This window comes from Chitinophaga eiseniae, from assembly GCF_900167135.1.
GTDB classification, from domain to species: Bacteria; Bacteroidota; Bacteroidia; order Chitinophagales; family Chitinophagaceae; genus Chitinophaga; species Chitinophaga eiseniae.
Map to the genome: position 1 here is coordinate 1,349,534 of NZ_FUWZ01000002.1, position 22,903 is coordinate 1,372,436.

General features: G+C 50.9%; 25 protein-coding genes. 15 read left to right on the top strand and 10 right to left on the bottom strand.

The genetic code is table 11. From position 1 onward, the window contains the following. On the bottom strand, window positions 1–813 hold the full coding sequence (locus tag B5D63_RS15130; protein ID WP_078669613.1) for a sensor histidine kinase: 813 nt from the start codon (window positions 811–813) through the stop codon (window positions 1–3). On the opposite strand from B5D63_RS15130, the gene B5D63_RS34665 reads away from it, so the two are divergent. After that, window positions 734–988 (top strand): hypothetical protein, encoded by a 255-nt coding sequence (locus B5D63_RS34665; RefSeq protein WP_143312924.1) that lies wholly within the window; start codon window positions 734–736, stop codon window positions 986–988. The genes B5D63_RS15130 and B5D63_RS34665 overlap by 80 nt on opposite strands. A gap of 48 nt (window positions 989–1,036) precedes the next feature. Here the strand turns inward: B5D63_RS34665 and B5D63_RS15135 are convergent, their stop codons facing one another. The 5 genes from B5D63_RS15135 to B5D63_RS15155 all read right to left on the bottom strand — a co-directional run bounded on the left by B5D63_RS15135 (window position 1,037) and on the right by B5D63_RS15155 (window position 4,939). Then, a complete protein-coding gene (locus tag B5D63_RS15135) occupies window positions 1,037–1,747 on the bottom strand; it encodes a response regulator transcription factor (protein ID WP_078669614.1) in 711 nt (236 codons plus the stop codon). Between the two features lie 62 nt (window positions 1,748–1,809). After that, window positions 1,810–2,829: a sensor histidine kinase gene (locus tag B5D63_RS15140; protein WP_078669615.1), complete on the bottom strand. Its 1,020-nt coding sequence runs from the start codon at window positions 2,827–2,829 to the stop codon at window positions 1,810–1,812. Then, window positions 2,826–3,314, bottom strand: coding sequence for a gliding motility lipoprotein GldH (locus tag B5D63_RS15145; RefSeq protein WP_078669616.1), 489 nt, complete (start codon window positions 3,312–3,314; stop codon window positions 2,826–2,828). Before B5D63_RS15145 ends, B5D63_RS15140 begins: the two co-directional genes overlap by 4 nt. A 15-nt stretch (window positions 3,315–3,329) precedes the next feature. Then, window positions 3,330–4,205 (bottom strand): YicC/YloC family endoribonuclease, encoded by an 876-nt coding sequence (locus B5D63_RS15150; RefSeq protein ID WP_078669617.1) that lies wholly within the window; start codon window positions 4,203–4,205, stop codon window positions 3,330–3,332. A 137-nt stretch (window positions 4,206–4,342) separates the two neighbouring features. Then, window positions 4,343–4,939, bottom strand: a complete 597-nt coding sequence (locus tag B5D63_RS15155; protein ID WP_078669618.1) for a pseudouridine synthase — start codon at window positions 4,937–4,939, stop codon at window positions 4,343–4,345. A gap of 170 nt (window positions 4,940–5,109) precedes the next feature. On the opposite strand from B5D63_RS15155, the gene B5D63_RS15160 reads away from it, so the two are divergent. The 14 genes from B5D63_RS15160 (at window position 5,110) to B5D63_RS15225 (ending at window position 19,065) form a co-directional block, all read left to right on the top strand. Further along, entirely contained in the window at window positions 5,110–5,703 is a 594-nt protein-coding gene (locus B5D63_RS15160; RefSeq protein WP_235021550.1) for a Crp/Fnr family transcriptional regulator, read from the top strand. A 109-nt stretch (window positions 5,704–5,812) separates the two neighbouring features. Beyond that, a complete protein-coding gene (locus tag B5D63_RS15165) occupies window positions 5,813–6,367 on the top strand; it encodes a hypothetical protein (RefSeq protein ID WP_078669620.1) in 555 nt (184 codons plus the stop codon). Window positions 6,368–6,369: 2 nt separating this feature from the next. After that, on the top strand, window positions 6,370–8,802 hold the full coding sequence (locus tag B5D63_RS15170; RefSeq protein WP_078669621.1) for a heavy metal translocating P-type ATPase: 2,433 nt from the start codon (window positions 6,370–6,372) through the stop codon (window positions 8,800–8,802). A gap of 187 nt (window positions 8,803–8,989) precedes the next feature. Continuing rightward, window positions 8,990–9,286, top strand: coding sequence for a cupin domain-containing protein (locus B5D63_RS15175; protein WP_078669622.1), 297 nt, complete (start codon window positions 8,990–8,992; stop codon window positions 9,284–9,286). A gap of 7 nt (window positions 9,287–9,293) precedes the next feature. Further along, on the top strand, window positions 9,294–9,452 hold the full coding sequence (gene ccoS / locus B5D63_RS15180) for a cbb3-type cytochrome oxidase assembly protein CcoS (protein WP_078669623.1): 159 nt from the start codon (window positions 9,294–9,296) through the stop codon (window positions 9,450–9,452). A 40-nt stretch (window positions 9,453–9,492) separates the two neighbouring features. After that, on the top strand, window positions 9,493–11,661 hold the full coding sequence (gene ccoN, locus B5D63_RS15185) for a cytochrome-c oxidase, cbb3-type subunit I (protein WP_078669624.1): 2,169 nt from the start codon (window positions 9,493–9,495) through the stop codon (window positions 11,659–11,661). A gap of 21 nt (window positions 11,662–11,682) precedes the next feature. Further along, on the top strand, window positions 11,683–11,862 hold the full coding sequence (locus B5D63_RS15190) for a cytochrome C oxidase Cbb3 (RefSeq protein ID WP_078669625.1): 180 nt from the start codon (window positions 11,683–11,685) through the stop codon (window positions 11,860–11,862). A gap of 9 nt (window positions 11,863–11,871) precedes the next feature. Next, the gene (locus B5D63_RS15195; protein WP_078669626.1) at window positions 11,872–12,948 is read left to right on the top strand and encodes a cbb3-type cytochrome c oxidase N-terminal domain-containing protein; all 1,077 of its coding nucleotides are present in this window, start codon (window positions 11,872–11,874) and stop codon (window positions 12,946–12,948) included. A 4-nt stretch (window positions 12,949–12,952) separates the two neighbouring features. Then, a complete protein-coding gene (gene ccoG, locus B5D63_RS15200; RefSeq protein ID WP_078669627.1) occupies window positions 12,953–14,341 on the top strand; it encodes a cytochrome c oxidase accessory protein CcoG in 1,389 nt (462 codons plus the stop codon). Between the two features lie 27 nt (window positions 14,342–14,368). Further along, entirely contained in the window at window positions 14,369–14,806 is a 438-nt protein-coding gene (locus B5D63_RS15205; RefSeq protein ID WP_078669628.1) for a FixH family protein, read from the top strand. A 6-nt stretch (window positions 14,807–14,812) separates the two neighbouring features. Next, window positions 14,813–15,523 (top strand): sulfite exporter TauE/SafE family protein, encoded by a 711-nt coding sequence (locus tag B5D63_RS15210; protein ID WP_078669629.1) that lies wholly within the window; start codon window positions 14,813–14,815, stop codon window positions 15,521–15,523. A gap of 2 nt (window positions 15,524–15,525) precedes the next feature. Then, window positions 15,526–16,884 carry an oxygen-independent coproporphyrinogen III oxidase gene (gene hemN, locus B5D63_RS15215; protein WP_078670334.1) on the top strand — a complete coding sequence of 453 codons (1,359 nt, stop codon included), beginning with the start codon at window positions 15,526–15,528 and terminating at the stop codon, window positions 16,882–16,884. Window positions 16,885–17,345: 461 nt separating this feature from the next. Further along, a complete protein-coding gene (locus B5D63_RS15220; RefSeq protein ID WP_078669630.1) occupies window positions 17,346–18,290 on the top strand; it encodes a UDP-3-O-(3-hydroxymyristoyl)glucosamine N-acyltransferase in 945 nt (314 codons plus the stop codon). Window positions 18,291–18,381: 91 nt separating this feature from the next. Beyond that, window positions 18,382–19,065: a hypothetical protein gene (locus B5D63_RS15225; protein WP_078669631.1), complete on the top strand. Its 684-nt coding sequence runs from the start codon at window positions 18,382–18,384 to the stop codon at window positions 19,063–19,065. A 4-nt stretch (window positions 19,066–19,069) separates the two neighbouring features. Here B5D63_RS15225 and B5D63_RS15230 read toward each other — a convergent pair whose 3' ends face one another. The 4 genes from B5D63_RS15230 to B5D63_RS15245 form a co-directional block, all read right to left on the bottom strand. Continuing rightward, window positions 19,070–20,047 (bottom strand): NAD-dependent epimerase/dehydratase family protein, encoded by a 978-nt coding sequence (locus B5D63_RS15230; RefSeq protein ID WP_078669632.1) that lies wholly within the window; start codon window positions 20,045–20,047, stop codon window positions 19,070–19,072. A gap of 90 nt (window positions 20,048–20,137) precedes the next feature. After that, entirely contained in the window at window positions 20,138–20,986 is an 849-nt protein-coding gene (locus B5D63_RS15235) for a 3-hydroxyacyl-CoA dehydrogenase family protein (protein ID WP_078669633.1), read from the bottom strand. Window positions 20,987–21,158: 172 nt separating this feature from the next. Further along, window positions 21,159–22,187 (bottom strand): phenylalanine--tRNA ligase subunit alpha, encoded by a 1,029-nt coding sequence (pheS, locus tag B5D63_RS15240; protein WP_078669634.1) that lies wholly within the window; start codon window positions 22,185–22,187, stop codon window positions 21,159–21,161. 24 nt (window positions 22,188–22,211) lie between these two features. Beyond that, window positions 22,212–22,898 carry a response regulator transcription factor gene (locus B5D63_RS15245; protein ID WP_078670335.1) on the bottom strand — a complete coding sequence of 229 codons (687 nt, stop codon included), beginning with the start codon at window positions 22,896–22,898 and terminating at the stop codon, window positions 22,212–22,214. Window positions 22,899–22,903 lie beyond the last annotated feature (5 nt).

The following is a 22,903-nucleotide window of genomic DNA, read 5'->3' on the forward strand; positions in this document are numbered from 1 at the left end:
TTATACCGCTACCGGCATGTGCCGTGATGGCATTTGTTCCATACTAATGGTGAGGCGGTTCCCGTTGGGCCGGTGCGTTTCATCGAACAGCTGCTGCGCCTGAATGCCTGCTTTCATCTGATATTTCTCACTCATCATATACAGCCGCTCAGCGGCGATGTCAATACCGGCCGCCTGCCGTTCGCCGGTGTCGTCCAGCAGTTCGCTGGCCTGCACACCATTGTCTTCCAACTGGATATAGAGCCTGTTGTGGTCTTTACCGATATGGACCACCAGCCGGCCACCGGTTTTCTCCGGGCGCATCAGCAAGCGGTGCCAGATCACGTATTGCACATAGGGCTGGATGATGAGCGGAGGGATGAGGGTGTCATGGGAATTAACGTCCTGAGCGATGCGTACCTGATAAGAAAACTGGTGGTCAAACCGGAGCTGCTCCAGTTGTATGTATAGTTCCAGCGCTTCAAGGTCTTCCTGCAGCGTTACCCATTCTTTGTTGAAGTTACCGATCATGAGGCGCATCAGGCGCGCGAAGCGGGTAAGGTACAGGGAGGCCATGTCCGTACTGGTGGTAAGGATGTAATGATGGATAGCGTTGAGGCTGTTAAATATAAAATGCGGGTCCATATGTGCCTGAAAAGCATGGAGTTCCAGGTTAATTAAGGTGTGTTGTATGGTTATTTTTTTCGCTGAGGCTCTTTTAATCTTTTTTTCCCGGTGGATAAAAAATGCTACAATGGCAAGAAGACTTAACAAAAAAAACAGCCAGTACGGCCATCCCGCAGCAAAAACTATTTCATTGAAATGTTGTACCACGTCTAAGGTTTACAGGAAAGTTGAACGTCTTTCTGATCAGTCCAATAAATATCGGTCAAATCACTCCTTTGGGGAAGCGGTAATTATCCGGAGGCGGGTTTTTACAGGCAAGCGGGGAGAAATTGCGGAAAAGTGGTTTTCCATGCAGGAAATTACTGATTTTGGAATTTTTTGATTTGTTGCAGCCATCAATAAATCCCAAAATCAATCAATCTCAACATATTCAGGCTTCGGTAAACTTGTACCCGACGCCTCTTACAGAATGGAAGTACTTGGAGTTGCGGCTGTCTTCCTCAAAATACTTGCGGAAGTTGAGGATAAAGTTGTCGATGGTGCGCGTGGTAGGGTATACGTTATATCCCCATACCACCTGCAGTATTTTCTCACGGGTCACCACTTCTCCTTTGTTTTCGATCAGCAGTTTCAGCAGCATGGCTTCTTTCTTGCTCAGTTCATAGTGTTTCCCGTCTTTGCCTACGCATTCCTGGGCGGCAAAGTCGATCATATTGTTGCCAAAGCGGTAAACATTGGGCACGCTGTCTTTATCCTGTATCTTTTTGTTTTTGACGATCAGCTTCTCTACGCGGAGCAGCAGTTCTTCGAGGTTGAAGGGTTTGGTCATGTAATCATCACCGCCTTTTTTGAGGCCCAGCACGCGGTCGGCGCTGCTGTTTTTGGCGCTGAGGAAGAGGATGGGCACTTCATTGTTCTGGATGCGGATATTTTCGCATACAGCAATGCCGTCCATTTCCGGCAGCATGATATCCAGTATGATGAGATCGAAATATTCGTTTTTTACTGCTTTCAGGGCAGCGGTACCGTTGTCTACGGCGGTCACCTCATAACCTTCCAGTTCCAGGTTGAGCTTAAGCGCTTCCTGGAGGTTCTCTTCATCCTCCACCAGTAATATGGATGCTTTGGTCGCTTCCTTCATGTGTTATCGTTTGATGTAACTATAAATCACGGACTTGCCGAAGCATGAATCCGTCAACTAATTTACGCTCTTTGCACGGAATATTGCTGCCAGATTATCTCGAAGCAGGCGCCTGCAGGCTCATTGTCTTTCACCCAGATAAGGCCGTCGTGTTGTTCCACGATTTTGGCGGTGAGAAACAATCCTAGTCCGGAGCCCTTTGCTTTTCTGGTGTTCTCGTTGCCAAGGCGGTAGAATTTCATGAAGATGCGTTCTTTTTCCTCATCGGGCACCCCGGGGCCTTCGTCGGACACCTGTAATTTCAGGCGATGACCGGCTTCAAAGAGGCGGACGGTGATCGTGGAGTTGCGGGGAGCATATTTTACCGCATTCTCTACGAGGTTGCTGAGGATGATCTGTAACATCAGCTTGTCACCCTCCAGCCACACATGTGGCAGAATGTCTGCATTTATGACATGTGTCCCGATGCGGTTACGCAGTTCCCGGATATTCGCCTCCAGCAGGGCGGAGAAGTCGAGCGGTTCCTTAAACAGCTTATAGTTGTGGGTTTCCAGCTGTGCTGCCAGCAAAATGTTGTTACAGAGCTGGTCGAGCCGGTTGGTTTCCCGGATGGTATTGTCTATCAGCTTGGCCTGCTTTTCCTCATCCAGCTTGTGTCTACGGATGGTTTCCAGGTTCAGTTTGGCGACAGCGATGGGTGATTTCAGTTCATGTGTCACGGCCATCATAAAGTTTTGCTGTTGCCGGCTGAGCTTCATGTATTTCCAGACCGCTCTATATACAAAGAGCGCGCCGAGCAGAATGATTCCTAAAAAAATGGCGCCTTCTCCTACATATTTAAAAGATCGCATATGAGCGTCTTTTTCTATCCGTTGGAACTCCAGCTGATGTTCTACCGGCTGGGCGAGGCTATCGATACGGAGGGAAAGGTTTTGTTTCTCGAACTGGCTGATCTGTTCGCTTTGCCTGAACAGCAGCACGCCCCACCAGATGAGGGCTACGATCGTATAAGCCAGTACGAGCAGGTAAATGAAGGAAACGGACTTTCCTTCCTGCATTTTATTAAAAAATTTTCTCATCATGGCCGATTGCCGGCTTTCTCTATCCGCAAACCTATATTCATTACATGGGGGAGCGGGTTTTGCCGCATGTTTTGTTCGAAAGTAAACTGATAGGTGCCTGGTTTGTTGAAGAGGGCTTTTTGCTGGATGAGGACCCGGTGTTCAAAAATATCATCGATACCGTTGCCATGCCATTTGCCGTTGATATCTGCCAGCGGCAGTTCCACCCTTTGTTCTTTGGGGATACTGTCACCCGGATATTTGGTGCCTATCAGCAGCCACATATTACTGTAAGGGTAGGCGTCGGTATGCCGTACATTCACATAAATATCAAAGAGAGTAGCCGTATCTTCCGGCTGGATGGTCACATCAAAAGAGGGTTTATAGCCGTAAGCCCAGTCGTGTTCCGGGATTTCCCGGTTTTTCTCGTAGGCATCCATCTTGATCGGCTTGCAGGCTGCAGCCAGTAAAAATAAGCCTGCGGTTACCCCAAATAGTCTTTTCATACGGTATACGCCTTGCTATAAAACGTTTAATACTTGTTCTTTGGCTTTTTCCAGTTCGTCTTTCATGAGCACTACCCACTGCTGGATACCGGCGTCGTTGGCTTTGGAACCGGTGGTATTGATTTCGCGGCCGATTTCCTGCAGCACAAAGCCCAGTTTCTTTCCTTTGGCCGGGTCTTCATCTTTCAGGATCTCGCGGAAATAACGGAGATGGTTTTCCAGGCGGGACAGTTCTTCAGAGATATCCAGTTTTTCCAGATAAAAGATCAGCTCCTGTTCCAGCCGGTTACCGTCCACATTGTCTTTTCCTACATGTTCGGCCAGCAGGCCTTCGAGGCGCTGACGGATACGGTCTTTCCGGAGCGGGTCCAGTTCACGGACCTTACCGGAGTATTGTTCGATGTTATCTATCCGTTGTTGCAGGTCTGCTTTGAGCATCTGGCCTTCGTCCTGACGGTGCAGGTCCAGATCGGTGAGCGCTTCCCTCAGTGTGTCTTCCACATCTTTCCACTCATCTTTGGTGAGCTGTTCGGTACCAGGCGTTACCACTTCCGGCAGTTTCATCAGCACATTCAGCAAATCGCCCTGCGGCAATTCCAGCTGGTTGGCCAGCATTGTAATGGACTGGTAATAGTATTTCGCCAGGTCTGTATTAATCACGACCGGTCTTGTAGCACCATTCTGGCGAATATTGATGCTGACATCCAGTGTCCCGCGTTGCAGGGTTTGTTGCATCAGCGAACGGATGTCAAATTCGTAGGGTTTTAACAGGGGCGATATTTTCAGGTTCACCTCAAATTGCTTTCCATTCAGCGATTTGATTTCCACCACGATACTTGTTTCGCCTCTCGCGCTTTCTGCCCTTCCGAAGCCAGTCATTGATTTCAGCATAATAAATATTTGTAGGCAACAAACCTAGTTAAAATTTGTGGATTTGCTAATGTTGACAGGTGGTTATTTGATGTCAACTGCCGGATTTATACAGTGAATCCGGCAATTAAGTATCAAAATAGTTAAAACCTTCCACATCAGGATGATTGCAGGCGGAGTTTTTTATAAACGGTATTGCGGCTCAGTTGCACCATGTCGCCCGGCTGCATACCTGCTATCGTTATTTCCTCCATGCGGTAACGGACAAGCCTCAACGTAGGAAAGCCGGTGGCCGCCGTCATTTTACGCACCTGCCTGTTTTTTCCTTCCTGAAGCACCAGCCGTAGCCAGGGCGCCGGGATGTTCTTCCGGAAACGGATAGGAGGGTTGCGCTCCGGCAGGAAAGGTTCTTCCCGAAAGATCTCCGCCAGGCAGGGCTTTGTATGATAAAGCTTACCGTCTACCGTGATGTCCACCCCTTCCTGCAACTGACGCACCGCCGCGTTGGTCACCGCCCCGTCTACCTGCACCCAGTATTCCCTTTCATGGGCGTATTGCGGCATCAGCAGCCTGTTATTCAATGACTTGTCATTCGTGAGCAACAACAAGCCCTCGCTGTCATAGTCCAACCGCCCCACAGGATACACATCCCGGGGCACTTTAAAGTAATCTGCCAGGCAGGATTTATTCCCTTCCGGCGTAAACCGGGACAGCACCTCATATGGTTTATAAATTACATAATAATTTAACGACACGACAGCATTTGCTTTGGTTAAGGAGCTGTAAATTAGTACTTTTGCAGATTGATATGGGTAGCACAATTCAAAATCCTGCCTGCCAACATTGCAGGGACCGTTTTTCCTCCATTTTCTGCAAGGCGGAACAGTGCAATCTGGAACAGATTGACCAGGCCAAAGTATGCTCTGTGTACAAAAAAGGCCAGGTGATCTTCCATGAAGGCGCATACCCCTTTGGTGTCTACTGTATCAACGACGGTAAAATAAAGCTGTCCCACAGCGGCGACGATGGCCGCGAACAGATTATCCGCCTGGTAAAAGCCGGCGATATCATGGGATACAAAGCGCTGCTCAGCAACGAACGTTATACCGCCACCGCTACCGCCCTCGAAGATTCTTCCATCTGCTTCGTACCAAAAGACCTGTTTATGAGCATCCTGCAGAAAGACGCCTCCCTGTCTTTCGAAATGATGCGCATCCTCTCCAGCGAACTGCGGAAAGCGGAACTGAAGATTACCCACCTCGCCCAGAAACCGGTGCGGGAAAGACTCGCAGAAACCCTGCTGTTCATCAAAGAAACCTATGGCGTAGAAGCCGACGGCCATACCCTCAGCGTCCGCCTCTCCCGCGAAGAAATCGCCAACCTCGTAGGCACCGCCACCGAATCCGCCATCCGCCTGCTCTCCGAATTCAAAAAAGACGGTATGATAGAACTGGAAGGTAAAAAAATACGCCTGCTCGATCTCCAGCAAATCGTAAAAACCGCTAACCTGCAGGACTAGCCGCCGCTTCGGCCCACTACTGACAAATATCATACTTCACCTTGATACATATCATTCCCAGGGGATGGGTGTACTGGTACTTTTGTAACATCAAAAATACCATCCATTCATGCATCCATATGCTATCATCAACTTTCACGAACTGACACCCGCCGCACTCTGCGACGTGATCGTGAACAAGTTCCATCAACCGATAGAACGTACCGCGGAGGAAGTAATGGCCTGGTTTAACCTGGAAAGGCAGGACGACCCAACTGCCCCGGCCACCGCAGATCTGCAGCAACTGCTGTTTGCTAAAATGCTGACCGAAATAGCACAACTGATGCGCAAGGAAACCACGCTCATCTTTCCGGTCATCCGCAACGCCGCCATTCACAAAAAAGGCCGTAAAAGCCTCAAACCCACGGCGTACGACGGCATCCGGCCTTCGTTCGATAAAATTATGCTGCTGCTCCAGAAACTCCGCCAGGTAACCGGCAACTACCTGCTGCAAGGCCACTGGAGCCCCGCTTATAAAATATGCCTCAGCGATATGTACACCGTTGAACAACTGCTGCAACAGTGGCACTATATCGCTCAAAACATCCTGTACCCGGCCGTACTGCCCGCCAACACCATCATTATCCGACAGGATGAAATTTTTAACACCGTAAGCATCGACTAATCATGGCTACCTATTCTGACGTACAAGTAACCTGCTACCACTGCGGGGAAGATTGCCACAACCGCGACATCATCATTCAGGAAAAAACTTTTTGCTGCGAAGGGTGTAAACTGGTCTACGAAATACTCAACCAGCATGACCTCTGCGAATATTATGACCTGAACAACAAACCGGGTGTAAATCAACGCATTACCGTCAGAAAAGATAAATTCGCTTTCCTGGAAGATGAAAAAATACAGCAACAGCTGGTACAGTTCAGGGATGAAAGCCAGACCCATGTCAATTTCTATATTCCGCATATCCACTGCAGCTCCTGCCTTTGGCTGCTGGAGAACCTGCACCGGCTCGATAAAGGCATTCAACGTGTAACCGTCAACTTTAGCAAGAAAGAAGCGGTCATCATTTTTTCTGAAACACAAACTTCGCTACGGCGCGTAGCGGAAGTACTGACCGCCATCGGCTATGAACCTTACATCAGCCTGCAGGACCTGCAGCATAAGAAACCGGGCATTAAACGCCATCTTATCTACCAGCTGGGCGTCGCGGGCTTCTGCTTCGGTAATATCATGCTGCTCAGCTTCCCGGAATATTTTACCGGCAGCGGTCATACCGACGCCGGCATGAACCGTCTCTTCCGGTACTTGAACCTCGTACTGGCGTTACCGGTATTTTTTTACAGCGCACAGGTGTTCTTTAAGTCCGCCTGGAGCGGACTTAAACACGGCTTTCTGAATATCGACGTTCCCATTGTGCTCGCCGTTGTGGTGACTTTCATCCGCAGCGTGGTGGATGTTACGCAAGGCCAGGCCGGCTATTTCGATTCCATGTCCGGTATCGTATTTTTTATGCTGATAGGGCGCATCCTGCAGGACAAAACTTACCAGGGCCTATCCTTCGACCGTGACTACACGGCCTATTTCCCTATAGCCGTCAGCGTTATACGCGAAGAAAAAGAAGTACCCACCGCCTTACCGGATATCAAAACCGGTGATACCCTGCTCATACATAACAATGAACTGGTACCGGCAGACGGCATCATTGTCCGGGGAAAAGCGCTGATCGATTACAGCTTTGTGACCGGTGAAGCCACGCCTGTCAACAAATCCGTAGGGGAGATCATCTACGCCGGCGGCCGGCAGCTGGAAGGCAACATCGAAATACTCACCATCAAAGAAGTGGCGCAGAGTTATCTGACCAGCCTCTGGAACCGCGACGAGCTGAAAAACAAAGAAGAAAAACACGTGTCTTTTGTGCACCTGCTGGGCCGCAACTTCACCTGGGTGGTATTACTCATCGCCGCACTCAGCGCCACCTACTGGGGATTTCATGATCCGTCCCGTATATGGCCGGCCGTGACCGCCATCCTGATCATCGCCTGTCCCTGCGCACTGCTGCTGGCATCTTCTTTCACCAACGGGCATATCCTGCGCATCCTGAGCCGGCACCACCTGTACCTCCGCAATGCGCAGGCGATAGAAAATCTCGCCAACACCACGCATATTGTCTTCGACAAAACCGGTACGCTCACCGGCAAAACCGGCAGCGACGTTAAATATTACGGTGACACGCTCAGCCCTTTCCAGGAGAGCCTGATCGCCAGCCTCGCCAAACAGTCCACCCACCCCCTCAGCAAGGCCATCGCCGCCTATTGCAACACAACTACGCTAACGCCTGTACGCGATTTCCGCGATGTCACCGGCAAAGGCGTATGCGGATGGGTAGAGGGTAATTTCATCCGGATGGGCAATGCCGAATTTACCGGCGCACACAATAAAGAAGAAGCCGATGGCAGTATTGTATACCTGTCTTTCAACGACAAGCTGACCGGCCTCTTCACCATTCATAACAACTACCGCAGCGGTATCCGGCCGCTGCTGAAACAGCTGCAGCAGCAATATCCGTTGTCAGTGCTCTCCGGTGACAATGACCGGGAAGCGATGAACCTGCGCCGGCTCATGGGCCATGAAACCGCCTTGCTGTTTGAACAGCAACCGGCGGATAAACTGGCGTATATCATCTCCCTGCAACAACAGGGTAAAAAAGTAATGATGATAGGAGACGGGCTGAATGACGCCGGTGCGCTGAAACAAAGCGATATCGGCATTTCGCTCACAGAAGACAGCAATAACTTCACGCCTGCCAGCGACGGCATCCTCGAAGCCGGGCAACTGCCGTTATTACTTTCTTTCGTACAACTGTGCAAAGCCAACAAACGTATTATCCTGGCCAGTTTCATTCTTTCCCTCGCCTACAATATTACCGGCCTTTACTTCGCTGTACAGGGACAACTTTCTCCGCTGGTAGCGGCTATATTAATGCCCGCCAGCTCCATCAGCATCGTGCTGATGACTTACCTGCTGAGTGAATGGCAGGGCAAAAAGCTTGCTGGCAAAGTATTGGGAGAAATGTCTGACAAAAATCATATTCCCGATTGAGCAATGTCATTGCAGTGCCATGTAGTTGCTGTTACCTTTGCTATCAACACAACATACACACCGTGAAATCTTAAAAGCGCCAGTATTAAAACCCGATTGAAATGGATGTGCAGGCAGCCTGAAAAACAAGGCTGCCTGTGCATAACGGGCGATCTATGCTTATCTGATTTGCACATATCATGATTTTATGCTGATGAAAACCATGAACGTATTACAGGAAGAGGGAACCGGAAAAGTAACAAGCCGGTTGGTGCTGAAAAGCAGGAGAACAGAGGCAACCCTCATCATCATGCAACAGGGACATCAGATTCCGCCGCATGTATCCCCTGTAGATGCGATGGTGCTGATACTGGAAGGGAAAGTGGCCTTTATGCTGAAAGATGAAGTGACGGTGCTGGAAACCGGCGACGTGCTGACATTCGGCGCCAACGAAAAACATGCCTTGCAGGCTTTGGAAACAACCCGGTTTTTACTGGTTAAATAATACTGTTATGAGCGTAATTATTCTTTTACTTGGCGCCAGCCTCTTAGTAGCAGCAGGCTTTCTGGCCGCCTTCATCTGGTCGGTAAAGAACGGACAGTTTGAAGATGATTTCTCTCCCGCACACCGTATTCTCTTCGAAGATAAAAAGGACAACACCAACGAATAAACGCAAATAAGCCATCTATTAAGCAACAATAAACAGCACTATGTCTCTCGAAAAATTTTATTACGACAACCGCACGGTAAAATGGTTTGCCTACGCTTGTGTGTTCTGGGGGCTGATCGGCATGCTGGCAGGGCTCTGGGCAGCCCTCACGCTGGTAATGCCGGAGCTTAACCTGGGCTTCGCGCCAACTACCTTCGGGCGTCTCAGGCCCGTACACACCAATGCCGTGATCTTCGCCTTCGTGGGTAACGGTATTTTCATGGGTGTTTACTACTCGCTGCAACGGCTGTGTAAAGCCCGTATGTTCAGCGACCTGCTGAGTAAGGTCCACTTCTGGGGATGGCAGGCGATCATCGCCGGCGGCGCACTGACGCTTTTCCTGGGATATACTACCGGCAAGGAATACGCCGAACTGGAATGGCCTTTCGACATCGCCATCACCCTGATATGGGTAGTGTTTGGCGCCAACATGCTGGGCACGATCCTGCGGCGGCGCGAGTCCCACCTGTACGTGGCCATCTGGTTTTACATCGGTACCTGGGTAGCCATCGCCATGCTGCACATTATCAACTCCTTCGAGTACCCATTGTCGCTGTTTAAAAGCTATAGCTGGTACGCCGGCGTACAGGACGCACTGGTACAATGGTGGTATGGCCACAATGCGGTAGCGTTCTTCCTGACCACGCCTTACCTCGGCCTCATGTACTACTTTGTGCCCAAAGCCGCCAACAGACCGGTATATTCCTACCGCTGGTCTATCATCCACTTCTGGTCACTGATATTCATCTATATATGGGCAGGTCCTCACCACCTGCTGTATACCGCTTTGCCTGAATGGGCACAGTCTCTCGGCACCGTGTTCAGCATCATGCTGATTGCGCCTTCCTGGGGCGGTATGCTCAACGGTCTGCTTACCCTTCGTGGCGCATGGGACCGTGTAAGGGAAGACGCCATCCTGAAATTCTTCGTGGTAGCGCTCACCTGCTACGGTATGGCCACCTTCGAAGGACCGATGCTGTCCCTTAAAAATGTGAACGCTATCAGTCACTATACCGACTGGACCATCGCCCACGTACACGTAGGCGCACTGGGCTGGAACGGATTCCTGACCTTCGGCATCCTCTACTGGATGATCCCGCGCATTTTCTCCACACAGCTGTACTCCCGCAAATGGGCCAACACCCACTTCTGGATCGGTACCCTCGGCATTATCTTTTACGTTATTCCGCTGTACTGGGCCGCCTTCACCCAGAGCATGATGTGGAAACAGTTCACCGAAGAAGGACAACTGAAATACCAGTTCCTGGAAACGGTGACCACCATCGTTCCCATGTACGCCCTGCGCGCCTTCGGCGGTCTGCTGTATGTAAGCGGCCTGGCGCTGATGATCGTGAATCTCTGGAAAACGATCCGCCGCGGCGCTTTCGTGGCCAATGAAGCTGCCGAAGCAGCTCCGCTGCCAAAAGTGATCCCTACACACGGCAAAGCGCACTGGCACAACTGGATCGAGCGCCGCCCTATCCAGCTGGTAGTGTTCAGCCTCGTGATCGTAGCCATCGGCGGTATCCTGGAAATGGTGCCCACCTTCCTCATCCGCAGCAATATCCCGACCATCAGCAGCGTACAGCCATATACGCCGCTGGAACTGCACGGCCGCGACATCTACATCCGTGAAGGCTGTTATACCTGTCACTCCCAGATGATCCGTCCTTTCCGCGACGAGGTAGCCCGCTACGGCGAGTACTCCAAAGCCGGTGAATTCGTCTACGACCACCCCTTCCAGTGGGGCTCCAAACGTACCGGTCCGGACCTGGCCAGGATAGGCGGTAAATACCCCGACAGCTGGCACTACAACCACATGCTGGACCCTACCTCCATGTCTCCCGGCTCTATCATGCCGCCGTATCCCTGGCTGTTTGAAGAACGTATCGACAGAGGCAAAACACCCGCGATGATCAACGTGATGCGGAAACTGGGCGTACCATATGCAGACGGCTACGAAAAACAGGCGCTCGCTGATCTTGACAAGCAGGCTGCCAGCATCGCCGCCACCCTGGAGAAAGACAAACTGCCTGTTAAAGCAGACCGTGAAATTGTAGCGCTGATCGCCTACCTGCAACGGATGGGCAAGGATATCAAAATGGCTCCGGCACCCAAGCCCGCCACCGCGGACGCCAGCACCGGCAGCAACGACAAAAACGATTTTTAGTCAACATAAAAACACAGGACCATGAAGTTCATTAATTATCTGGAATCAATTGCCGGTATCAGCATCTACCCGATGGCTTCCCTGCTGATCTTCTCCATTTTTTTTGTCTTCGCCGCCTTCTGGGCGTTCCGGGCAGACCGTAACATGGTAGACCAGATCAGCCGCATCCCCTTAGATAATGATGAAACCCAAAGCCTATAAACGATACATATGAAAAGGAAGCTATTATATACACTCAGCGGCAGCCTGTTATGCAGCCTGTCCGCACTGGCCAACGGCCCCAAGCCGCCGTCTGAGCTGAAAGATCCGGTAGCACTGGTGCTGCTGACGGTCATCATCGGGCTGGTACTGGTGATCGCCATCCTTGGCAACGCGGTGGTGGGCGCAATGGACCTTTATCGTGAAAGAATGAAAAGAGAAGCCGCCAAACTGCCGGCCATCCTCATGCTGGTAACGCTCTCCCTGGCAGCAAGCCTGCCGGCAAGCGCTACCACCGCGGCCACCGAAGCATCCTCTTATTATACGCCACTATCCCGGTCCTCCCTATACCTGTTAGTTACCATTGTTGTCCTGGAAATCGCGGTGATCATCTCCCTGCTTTTTGTACTGCGCTTCCTGGCCGGTATCAAAAGCAAGCGCAAACGCCTGGCGGCCGCTGATGCGGCTACGCCTGCCAAACCACGCATCTCCTGGCTGGAAAAAATCAACAAAACCAGGACCCTGGATGCTACGTCCGAAACAGAAGAAGACATGGGCCACGACTTCGATGGTATCCGTGAGCTGAACAACCCCACGCCTCCCTGGTGGAAGTGGGGTTTCATCTTCAGCATCTGTTTCGGCGTAGTCTATTTCTGGCGTACCGAAATATCCCATTCCGCCCCCAATCAGCTACAGGAGCTGGCCATGGCGGAAGAAAAAGCAGCCGTCGCCAAAGCGGAATACCTGAAGAACGCCGCCAACAACATCGACGAAAACAATGTGAAAATGATGGACAACGCGGACGATCTCGCGGCAGGAGGCAAAATTTTCGTCGCCAGCTGCGCACCGTGCCACGGGCCACAGGGACAGGGCGTAGTAGGCCCCAACCTCACCGACGACTACTGGATGCACGGCGGTAAAATCAACGAGGTGTTTAAAACCATCAAATACGGCGTGCCCGACAAAGGGATGAAAGCATGGCAGGAAGATTTTTCACCGAAACAACTGGCCCAGCTGGCCAGCTACGTGAAATCTATTCATGGCAGCAACCCTCCCAATCCAAAAGAACCACAAGGTGTAAAAGAATAAAGTCATGGCCGATAGCAACACGTTCAGAGACAGTTTAGCCACAGTTGATAAGCAGGGAAAGCGCAACTGGATATTTGCCCAGCAACCGAAAGGACGCTACTATAACATCCGGAGCTTCCTCAGCATCTTTTATTTTAGTGTTTTTTTCAGCCTGCCGTTTATCTCCATAAATGGCAGGCCCTTATTGCTGCTCAATGTAGTGGAAGGCAAATTCATCCTGTTCGGTGCTATTTTCTGGCCTCAGGACTTCTTCATCTTCGGCCTGGCCATGCTGGCCTTTATCCTTTTTATCGTTTTGTTTACCATGGCCTTCGGCCGGCTTTTCTGCGGATGGATGTGCCCGCAGACCATCTTTATGGAGATGCTCTTCCGCCGGATAGAATATTGGATAGAAGGAGACGCCGCCGCACAGCGCATGCTGGCCAAACAACCATGGAACACTGAAAAGATTATCCGTAAAACCGCCAAACACATCGTTTTCTACGCACTGTCTTTCCTTATCGCCAATATATTCCTCGCTTACATCATCAGCGCCAAAACACTCGGCCAAATTATCACAGCGCCTTTGTCTGAACATACCGGCGGCTTTATCGCTATCCTGGTATTCTCCGGCGTGTTCTACGGCGTATTCGCCTTCATGCGCGAACAGATATGCACCATCGTTTGTCCTTACGGCCGCTTACAGGGCGTATTACTGGATAAAAACTCCATCCTCGTGGCCTATGACTACGAAAGGGGAGAACCCCGCGGAAAATTCCGTAAAGACGATGCCCGGGCCATCGGCGACTGCATCGATTGCGCCCAGTGCGTGAAAGTTTGTCCCACCGGTATCGATATCCGCAACGGCACCCAGCTGGAATGCGTGAACTGCACCGCCTGCATCGATGCCTGCGACCATATGATGGATAAAACCGGCCGCGCCCGCGGACTGATACGTTATGCTTCCGAAAACGGCATCGCCCGGAAAGCACCCCTGCGTTTTACACCGCGGCTGCGTATCTACACCGGTATCCTTACCCTGCTGCTCGGCGCCATCGTGTTTATGCTCGCCAGCCGCAAACCCGTCAGCGGTACCATTATGCGCACCGCCGGCATGCTGTACCAGGAAAGAGGCGCTGACAGCATCTCTAACCTCTACCGTATCAAACTCATTAACAAAACAACTGGTGAAATACCCCTGCAACTGAAACTGGAAGACGAACCGGGACACGTGGAAGTAGTGGGTAAAAGCACCATCACCGTAAAAGCAGAAGGACAGGGAGAGGGCACGTTTTTTATCATCGTACCCAAAACAGCGTTGCGTAACCGGAAATCTTCCCTTTACATCGGCCTGTATGAAGGCGATAAACGGATCATACGCATGCGCACCACCTTCCTCGGGCCCGTACAATAAACTTTATATCATTTAAATCATACCATCATGAACTGGGGACATAAAATCATCATCGTGTTTGTTGTTTTTGCTGCCGGCATCCTCACGCTGGTCACCAAAAGCATGCGCACTAAAATAGACATGGTCACCAAGGATTACTACGCGGAAGAGCTCAAATACCAGCAGGTAATAGACGGTAAAAAGAATGCCGGCGCCCTCTCTGCTCCCGTGCTGATCGCGCAGCAGTCAGAAGGTATCGCCGTTACGTTCCCGCAGGAACTGCACGGCACCAATATCACCGGTAAGATAAAATTCTACCGCCCTTCCGATGCCGGTTTGGACGTGGAAATGCCGCTGCATCTCAGCAGCGGGGGTATGCTGATGATCAACCGCCAGCTGTTCCACAAAGGCAATTACCTCGTAAAGGTGCAATGGGAAAACAGCGGTAAACCATTTTATCAGGAAGAAAGTTTACACATTAACTGATCTGTCATGATAGGCGCATTTATTCTCGGCTTCCTGGGCAGCTTCCACTGCATCGGCATGTGTGGTCCGATAGCGCTCACGCTGCCGGTCCGGCATCTCGACGGGGTGAAGAAACTGGCGGGTATCCTGCTGTACAATGCCGGCCGTATCACCACCTATGCCTTGCTGGGAATGATTTTTGGCTGGGTGGGCCGGCAGTTGTATCTCGGCGGCCTGCAACAATGGCTGTCTATCGGCATCGGTGTCTTCCTGCTGCTGATCGTATTACTGCAGTACACCGGCATATACCGGCTAAAAGGCGGTCAGCTCCCCGGTATTTATCTCTCTAAAATAAAATCAGCGCTGGGTGCACTATTACGTCAGCAGCGCTTTGGCACCCTCTATGGCATCGGTGTGCTGAACGGCCTGCTTCCCTGCGGACTGGTATACCTGGCGGTTGCCGGAGCCGTTGCCACCGGCGCCACCTGGAAAGGCAGTCTCTTTATGGCCGCTTTTGGCGCAGGCACTATGCCGGCCATGATGACCGTCACCTGGTTCAGCCACCTGGTGAGCATCGGTGTGCGTAACCGCATACGCGCCCTCATACCGGTAGCCGTCGGCGTCATGGGCGTTCTGCTTATTCTGCGGGGCCTCAACCTCGGCATACCGTATATCAGTCCTGTGATGTCTGCCCACAGCGAAAAAGTGGCAGAACGTTGTTGTCATAAACCTTCATGATCATGGAACTTATCCGCAAATACAATATCGCAGCTCCCCGGTACACCAGTTATCCAACCGTACCTTACTGGGATGAAAATACTTTTAACCTGCAGGCATGGAAGGTGTTGCTGAAAAAAGCATTTCAGGCCACCAACCATCAGGACGGTATCAGTATTTACATCCACCTGCCTTTCTGCGAAAAACTCTGCACCTATTGCGGCTGCAATAAACACATTACGGTCAACCACGCCGTGGAAATACCCTACATACAAACTGTGCTGAAAGAATGGGAACTGTATGTGGCCGCTTTTGAAGGGAAGCCCCGTATCCGGGAGATACATCTCGGCGGCGGCACTCCTACTTTTTTCAGTCCGGAAAACCTCACCATGCTGCTGCAGGGTATTTATCAGCATGCAACATTGCTGCCGGACGCCTCCCTCGGATTTGAAGGTCATCCCGGCAACACTACGCCCGAACATCTGCAGACATTATACCACCTCGGCTTCCGTCGCGTAAGCCTCGGCATCCAGGACTTTGATCCAAGGGTACAGGAAATCATCAACCGGTTACAACCTTTCGAAATGGTGGAGAAGGTAGTGGAACACGCCAGAAAGATCGGCTTCACTGCCATCAACTTTGACCTGATATACGGGCTGCCGTTGCAGACTGCCTGCGGTATGCAGGACACTGTTGACAAGGTGATGTTGCTGAGGCCGGACAGGATCTCTTTCTACAGCTATGCACATGTGCCCTGGATCAAAGGCGTGGGACAACGCCGTTACGCTGAAGCCGATTTACCCAAAGACGAAGAGAAAAGACGGTTGTATGAACTGGGCAAAATGCTCTTCGCGCGGAATGGTTACACCGAGATCGGGATGGACCATTTTGCACTGCCGGGAGATGAACTGTTTATCGCCGCAGAGAAGGGAGAACTGCATCGTAACTTCATGGGTTATACCGTTTCACACACCTCGCTGCTGGTAGGACTGGGTGCTTCTTCCATCGGTGATAACGGCTATGGCTATGTACAAAATGAGAAGCAGGTGACGGCCTATCAGGAGCGGGTAGCCGGCGGAGAATTTCCCATCGTTCGCGGACATATCCTCAGCGATGAAGACCAGCTGCTGAAAGGACATATCCGCGACCTGATGTGTACTTTTGAAACGAGCTGGCGCAAGGCCGATACCCAATGCGATGCGGTGATAGAAGGCCTTCAGCGCCTGCAGGAACTGGAGAAGGACGGGCTGGTGGAAGTAGTGAAGAACAGCGTGAAAGTTACTGCGCAGGGACGGCCGTTTATCCGCAATATCTGCATGGCATTTGATGCCCGGTTATGGAGAAAACTGCCCGAAAGCCAGTTGTTCAGCAAAGCCATATAACTTCATCGGGAAAAAATGGGGAGCAAGGGATACTTCAACGTGTTTTTGCTCCCTTTTGCCTTTTTCCGGAGATGGGGGAGCAGGAGATAAAATACCCCTTCAACAGATAAAACGATGTATGCCATGTGAGGAAGAAAAAAATAGCAGTCGGCTGTAACGCTCGCCAACAAAGGATTTCAGCGGCAATAAAAAAAGTCTGACCGTTGGAACAATCAGACTTTCTTATTATGTGAATGGGTTAGTAAGTACAGGGAAACAAAATTCCCTACACAATATTAAAAAGAATTTCATGACAAAAGAAAAATTTTACAAAAAATTTTATTCACACTACTAAAATAATTGTGGATAACAGCAGTCTGAAACTTCCCGGTTATCGTTATACCCCCCTCCATATTTTGCTTATTGCTTTCCCCGATTTACTACCTTTGTTGCACTTAATATTATTCAACAACTCAGATCATATGAAGTTTGAAGCACCCGTTGCAGTAACGGAAATCGCTGCATTCATAGGCGCAGAGCTGGTAGGCAACAGCCAGCTGATGGCTACCGGCCTCAATGAAATACACAAGGTTACTCCAGGGGATATATCTTTTGTAGACTTTGAAAAATACTACAACGCCAGTCTGCAATCTGCCGCAACTATCATCATCATCAACAAGAAAGTGGAATGTCCCGAAGGCAAGGCGCTGTTAGTACTGGAAGATCCCTTCAGCGCTTATGTAAAACTGGTGAACCGCTTCCGTCCATTTGAACCGGCCAGCAAAGCGGTCAGTGATTCCGCAGTGATCGGAGAAGGTACGATCGTACAGCCTAACGTATTCATTGGCAATCATGTGCGCATCGGCCGCAACTGTCTGATACATCCTAACGTAACGATTTATGACCACGCTGTCATAGGTGACAACGTGATCATTCACGCAGGTACCGTACTCGGTGCAGATGCATTTTACTTTAAGAAAAGAGCCGACAGAGAGGTGATATACGACAAGCTCGCAAGCTGTGGCCGGGTGATCATCGAAGACGATGTAGAGATAGGCGCAGGCTGTACGATCGACAAAGGCGTAAGTGGTGATACCATCATCGGCCGTGGCACTAAACTGGACAACATGATCCATATCGGTCACGGCACCGTGATCGGCAAAAACTGTCTCATTGCCGCCCAGGTTGGTATAGCCGGCAAAGCCCATATCGAAGATAACGTGATCCTCTGGGGACAGGTAGGCGTGAACAAAGACCTTACCATCGGTAAAGGTGCGGTGGTGCTGGCACAAAGCGGCGTACCCGGCAGCCTCGAAGGCGGTAAAGTATATTTCGGTTACCCGGCAGAAGTGGCCAGCGAAAAAAAGAGAGAACTCGGCTGGGTAAAACGTATCCCCGAAATCTGGGAGAAAGTAAAATCCCTTTAACCAATTACGAATTACGGATTACGAATTACGAATGGGGGTTTTTCCCGTCGTAACCGTCAATTCGTAATTCGTAATCCGTAATTCGTAATTCATGAAAAAACTACTGTTTCCCTTTCTCTTCCTCCTGTCCTGTACCACTGCCAAACAATCCACTACCTCGCCGACGGTCAACAACCTGTACAGTCAGGCCCAGGAATGGCCGGTGAAGGTGAACGACGGCTGGCTGACCGCCAAAACCATCTCCTTCGGACTGTATAGCACCTCCTCCCGGAAAAACGGCGTGGCGGAAACCATGGGCAGCTTCATCAAAGACCCCAAAACACCCTTCAACTTCTACGTAAACGGCAACGATGAACATATCCTGGTGCAAACGATGAACACCACCCGGATCGCTTTCAGTAATCGCGATTTACCGGCCGTTTTAAAAGACCTTGACGGTAGTGCGGCCCTCTCGTACACCCTGATCAACGGGACCAAAAATGAGCCGCTGAAACGCTGGGAAATGATATTAAAATCACCCGGGTACCTGGAATTGAACAATAACAAACCTACGGGCATCCTCCGTTGTGCAGACACGGATATCCGCATTACGGCACATAACCGTTACGGTAAGGTCAATTCCTACGAGAAAGTGTGTTATGAGTTTCAGTATCGCGGTCAGCCGGTAGCGGCAGTTATCGCCGGCGATAAGCCACGTGTGTGGGTCAGCAAGGATGCGCCGGCGGAAACCATCAAAACCCTGGCAGCGGCTATCGGCGCGTTGTTGTTGAGGTAAAATATCAGTTGCGGGAAGCCAGGAAAGCGGCGGATATTTCCCGGATGGTTTCTTCCAGTGGGCGGAAGTCAAATTCCGGCAGCGCCTTACGTATCTTCTGATTGTCGTAGTACACCTTCAGCTGTGCCGTACGCGCCGTTTCCTTCGTCACAACGGGCTGTTTGCCGGTGAACAGCCCCTTTACTTTTTCGAGCCGCCACACCACTTCCGCCATCCACGGTTTAGCCGCGATATGGGGGGGCTTTTTACCCAATGCATGGGCCATGGAGGTAAACAGCTGCCGGTATCCCCAGTTGCCGGCCGACAGGATAAACCTTTCGCCGCTTACAGGGCTGTCCATGAGCAGGACCATGGCTTTTACCACATCCAGCACATCTACAAAACCGTTGACACCTTCTGTATAATAAGGGAACTCTTTCCAGGCATTTTTCAGCAGGGTACCGGAACCTTCGTCCCAGAAGCCGGCGCCCAATATGATAGAAGGGTTGACGATCACGGCTTCCAGTCCTTCGGCAATACCTCTCCACACTTCCATCTCCCCCTGGTATTTGCTCACGCTGTACCGGGAATTGTTAGGACTTTCTTCCCATTCACAATCTTCATCGATGGCGGCCTGCTCCCTCGCTCTGCCGATAGCGGCAACAGAGCTCACATACACCAGTTTTTTTACGCCGGCGTCGAGCGCCATGTTCACCACGTTGGCCGTTCCTTCCACATTGATCTTCATGAGACTGGCGGCGTGTCCCGGTTGAAAAGATACCACTGCGGCACAGTGATACACCTGGGTAACACCCTGCATGGCGTCTTCCAGTGCGCATACGTCGAGGATATCCCCCTGCACCCATTCTATCTTTCCGGAGAGGTCCTGTAACCGGGGAGACGGGGCTTTCCGGTAAAGGGCTCTCACAGGCTTGCCTGCCGCGACCAATGACCGAATCAAATAACTGCCTAAAAAACCTGTACCACCGGTTACTAAAATCATGAAGACTAATTCATTTACTTAAGGAGGCCCAAAAATAACTAATGATTTTCGTGATTTGATCGGTCCTCCTGATTTATAACTGTTAAAAGTTTACTGCTCGTACCGGTAGAAACCGAGGCCTGTTTTACGGCCCAGCCTTCCGTCTTTCACCCGCTGTTCCTGCAGCGCGTTGGGCTTAAACCGGGGCGCCTGCTGAAAAGCGTCGTATAGTGACTGTGTGACAGCCAGATTGATATCATTGCCGATGAGGTCCATCAGGGCAAAAGGCCCCATCCGGAAACCGGCATTTTCCAGCAGCTGATCAATGGTGCTGAAGTCGGCCATCCGCTGTTCGGCCAGCAACATCGCTTCCAGGTAGTAATGTCGCGCTACGCGGTTAACGATGAATCCCGGTGCGTCTTTCACCCTTACCGGCACTTTCCCCATCGCTTTGGCCAGTTCATAAACACGGTCTGCCGTTTCCGGCGATGTTTGTTCACCGCTGACTACCTCGACCAGTTTCATCAGATGGGCAGGATTAAAGAAGTGCATGCCGGCCACCCGTTGCGGATGAGGAAGGGTAGCCGCCAGTTGGGAAACCGACAGGGAAGAGGTATTGGAAGCAAAGATGGCGTCTTCGCGATTGATAGGCGCCAGCTGGCTGAACAAGGCTGTTTTAGCCGCCATATCCTCCACAATGGCTTCAATGATCACCTCCGCCACACATAGGTTGATATCGCTGGTAAAAGTAAGCCGCTCCAGGACAGCGTCTTTCTCTTCCGCTTTCAGCCGTCCTTTTTCCACTGCTGTGGCCAGGCTTTTGGTGATTTGCGCCTGCGCTCTTTCCAGGCCTTCAGGGCGAATGTCAAACAGGACCGTCTTATAACCACCGGAAGCCGCTACCTGGGCTATGCCGGCACCCATGGTACCAGCGCCGCATACAGCAATAGAATGTATCATCTTGATTTGGGAGTTTTTTGATTTACGATTTTTTGATTTGAAGGTCGCCCGGCTTACCCTAAATCAACGATAAATCATTTGTCGGAGGCTGTTTTGCAGTTTACGATTTTCTGACTTCGGCCAACCGGGCCTTAACATCAAAAAATCGTAAATCACAAAATCGTTGCATATCTTAAACCGTTCCCTCAAACTGTTCGAGGAAGCGGGTATCATTTTCAGAAAACAGGCGCAGGTCTTTGATCTGGTATTTCAACATGGTAATACGTTCAATACCCATACCGAAAGCGAAACCGGTATATTTTTCCGGATCGATGCCACAGTTGGCCAGTACTTTAGGGTGTACCATGCCGCAACCCAGGATCTCTACCCAACCGGTTTGTTTGCACACGGAACATCCGGTACCACCGCAGATAAAGCAGGAAATATCCATCTCAGCGCTGGGCTCTGTGAACGGGAAGTAGGAAGGACGGAAACGGATACCGGTGTTTTCGCCGAAGAACTCTTTCACGAAGTGATAAAGGGTCTGTTTCAGATCGGCAAAAGAAACGTTTTCGTCGATGTACAACCCTTCTACCTGGTGGAAGAAGCAGTGTGCACGGGCGGAAATGGTTTCATTGCGGTATACCCTTCCCGGGCTGATGATGCGGATAGGCAGTTTGCCCTGCTCCATCACCCTTACCTGGGCGGAAGAAGTTTGGGTACGCAGCAGCCAGTCAGGATTTTTGCTAACGAAAAAAGTATCCTGCATATCGCGTGCAGGGTGGTTTTCCGGGAGGTTCAGCGCAGTGAAGTTGTGCCAGTCATCTTCAATTTCCGGGCCTTCTGCAATGGTAAAGCCCAGCCGTTCGAAGATGCGGATGATTTTATTCCTTACCAGGCTGATAGGATGACGGGTACCCAGCCGGTGAGGGGCTTCGGGCATCGTATAGTCTATCTCCTGGTGATTGTCGCCGGCAGCTTCTTTCAGCGCTGTAAACGCTTCATAGCGCTCTTCTGCCAGTTGCTTAAACTCGTTCAGGATCTGTCCGAACTCCTTTTTGCGATCGTTGGGGACCTGTTTCATTTCGCCGAAAAGGGCCTTCACGATACCTTTGGTACCGAGGAATTTTATCCGGTATTGCTCCAGATCGGCCGCATTGGCGGGCGTAAAAGCCGCTATTTCCTGTTTATAGGCTGCTATTTGCTGTACTAACTGTTCCATAAAGAACAAAGATAAGCGATAATGCTAAAATATCAGCTTATAACCAACCCCACGGATATTAACGATCTGGACCCGGCTGTCATCCTTGAGATAACGCCTCAATTTGGTAATAAAAACATCCATACTGCGGGCGTTGAAGAAGTTGTCGTCGCCCCAGAGGTCCATCAGTACAGCCTTCCGTTCCATCACCTCATTTTTATTGTCATACAGCCGGCGCAGGATCTCGGCTTCGCGGTGGGAGAGAAACTCGGTGGTATTATTGCGGGTAAGGGTTTGCTTGGCATAGTTGAAGATATACTGGCCGATCACCACGGACCCCTCTTCCATCTCCTTCACCGCCGGATGATCGCTGAAACGCTTCAGCAACGCCTTGATACGCACAATCAGCTCGTCCATGCTGAACGGCTTCTTGAGATAATCGTTGCCCCCCAGCTCAAACCCTTTCACCACGTCCGCCGTCTGCGATTTGGCCGTCAGGAAGATGATGGGCGTGAATTTGTCCTGCTTCCGGATTTCGGCCGTCACCGTAAAGCCGTCCATATTAGGCATCATGATATCCAGTACCACCACATCAGGCCGCTCCTGCTGGTACAGCCGCAGTCCTTCCTTACCGTCTTCTGCGTACAGCATCTCAAACCCGCGGGTTTCCAGGCTGTCTTTGACAATCTGCCCCAGCTGCCATTCATCTTCTATTAATAATATTTTTGCCATATCTT

What these genes read in the sequence shown, in the direction of transcription:
- B5D63_RS34665 (WP_143312924.1), top strand. Translation starts at nt 734, where the DNA reads ATGGCAAGAAGACTTAACAAAAAAAACAGCCAGTACGGCCATCCCGCA.
- B5D63_RS15135 (WP_078669614.1), bottom strand. Translation starts at nt 1,747, where the DNA reads ATGAAGGAAGCGACCAAAGCATCCATATTACTGGTGGAGGATGAAGAG.
- B5D63_RS15140 (WP_078669615.1), bottom strand. Translation starts at nt 2,829, where the DNA reads ATGATGAGAAAATTTTTTAATAAAATGCAGGAAGGAAAGTCCGTTTCC.
- B5D63_RS15145 (WP_078669616.1), bottom strand. Translation starts at nt 3,314, where the DNA reads ATGAAAAGACTATTTGGGGTAACCGCAGGCTTATTTTTACTGGCTGCA.
- B5D63_RS15150 (WP_078669617.1), bottom strand. Translation starts at nt 4,205, where the DNA reads ATGCTGAAATCAATGACTGGCTTCGGAAGGGCAGAAAGCGCGAGAGGC.
- B5D63_RS15165 (WP_078669620.1), top strand. Translation starts at nt 5,813, where the DNA reads ATGCATCCATATGCTATCATCAACTTTCACGAACTGACACCCGCCGCA.
- B5D63_RS15170 (WP_078669621.1), top strand. Translation starts at nt 6,370, where the DNA reads ATGGCTACCTATTCTGACGTACAAGTAACCTGCTACCACTGCGGGGAA.
- B5D63_RS15175 (WP_078669622.1), top strand. Translation starts at nt 8,990, where the DNA reads ATGCTGATGAAAACCATGAACGTATTACAGGAAGAGGGAACCGGAAAA.
- ccoS (WP_078669623.1), top strand. Translation starts at nt 9,294, where the DNA reads ATGAGCGTAATTATTCTTTTACTTGGCGCCAGCCTCTTAGTAGCAGCA.
- ccoN (WP_078669624.1), top strand. Translation starts at nt 9,493, where the DNA reads ATGTCTCTCGAAAAATTTTATTACGACAACCGCACGGTAAAATGGTTT.
- B5D63_RS15190 (WP_078669625.1), top strand. Translation starts at nt 11,683, where the DNA reads ATGAAGTTCATTAATTATCTGGAATCAATTGCCGGTATCAGCATCTAC.
- B5D63_RS15195 (WP_078669626.1), top strand. Translation starts at nt 11,872, where the DNA reads ATGAAAAGGAAGCTATTATATACACTCAGCGGCAGCCTGTTATGCAGC.
- ccoG (WP_078669627.1), top strand. Translation starts at nt 12,953, where the DNA reads ATGGCCGATAGCAACACGTTCAGAGACAGTTTAGCCACAGTTGATAAG.
- B5D63_RS15205 (WP_078669628.1), top strand. Translation starts at nt 14,369, where the DNA reads ATGAACTGGGGACATAAAATCATCATCGTGTTTGTTGTTTTTGCTGCC.
- B5D63_RS15210 (WP_078669629.1), top strand. Translation starts at nt 14,813, where the DNA reads ATGATAGGCGCATTTATTCTCGGCTTCCTGGGCAGCTTCCACTGCATC.
- hemN (WP_078670334.1), top strand. Translation starts at nt 15,526, where the DNA reads ATGGAACTTATCCGCAAATACAATATCGCAGCTCCCCGGTACACCAGT.
- B5D63_RS15220 (WP_078669630.1), top strand. Translation starts at nt 17,346, where the DNA reads ATGAAGTTTGAAGCACCCGTTGCAGTAACGGAAATCGCTGCATTCATA.
- B5D63_RS15225 (WP_078669631.1), top strand. Translation starts at nt 18,382, where the DNA reads ATGAAAAAACTACTGTTTCCCTTTCTCTTCCTCCTGTCCTGTACCACT.
- B5D63_RS15230 (WP_078669632.1), bottom strand. Translation starts at nt 20,047, where the DNA reads ATGATTTTAGTAACCGGTGGTACAGGTTTTTTAGGCAGTTATTTGATT.
- B5D63_RS15235 (WP_078669633.1), bottom strand. Translation starts at nt 20,986, where the DNA reads ATGATACATTCTATTGCTGTATGCGGCGCTGGTACCATGGGTGCCGGC.
- pheS (WP_078669634.1), bottom strand. Translation starts at nt 22,187, where the DNA reads ATGGAACAGTTAGTACAGCAAATAGCAGCCTATAAACAGGAAATAGCG.
- B5D63_RS15245 (WP_078670335.1), bottom strand. Translation starts at nt 22,898, where the DNA reads ATGGCAAAAATATTATTAATAGAAGATGAATGGCAGCTGGGGCAGATT.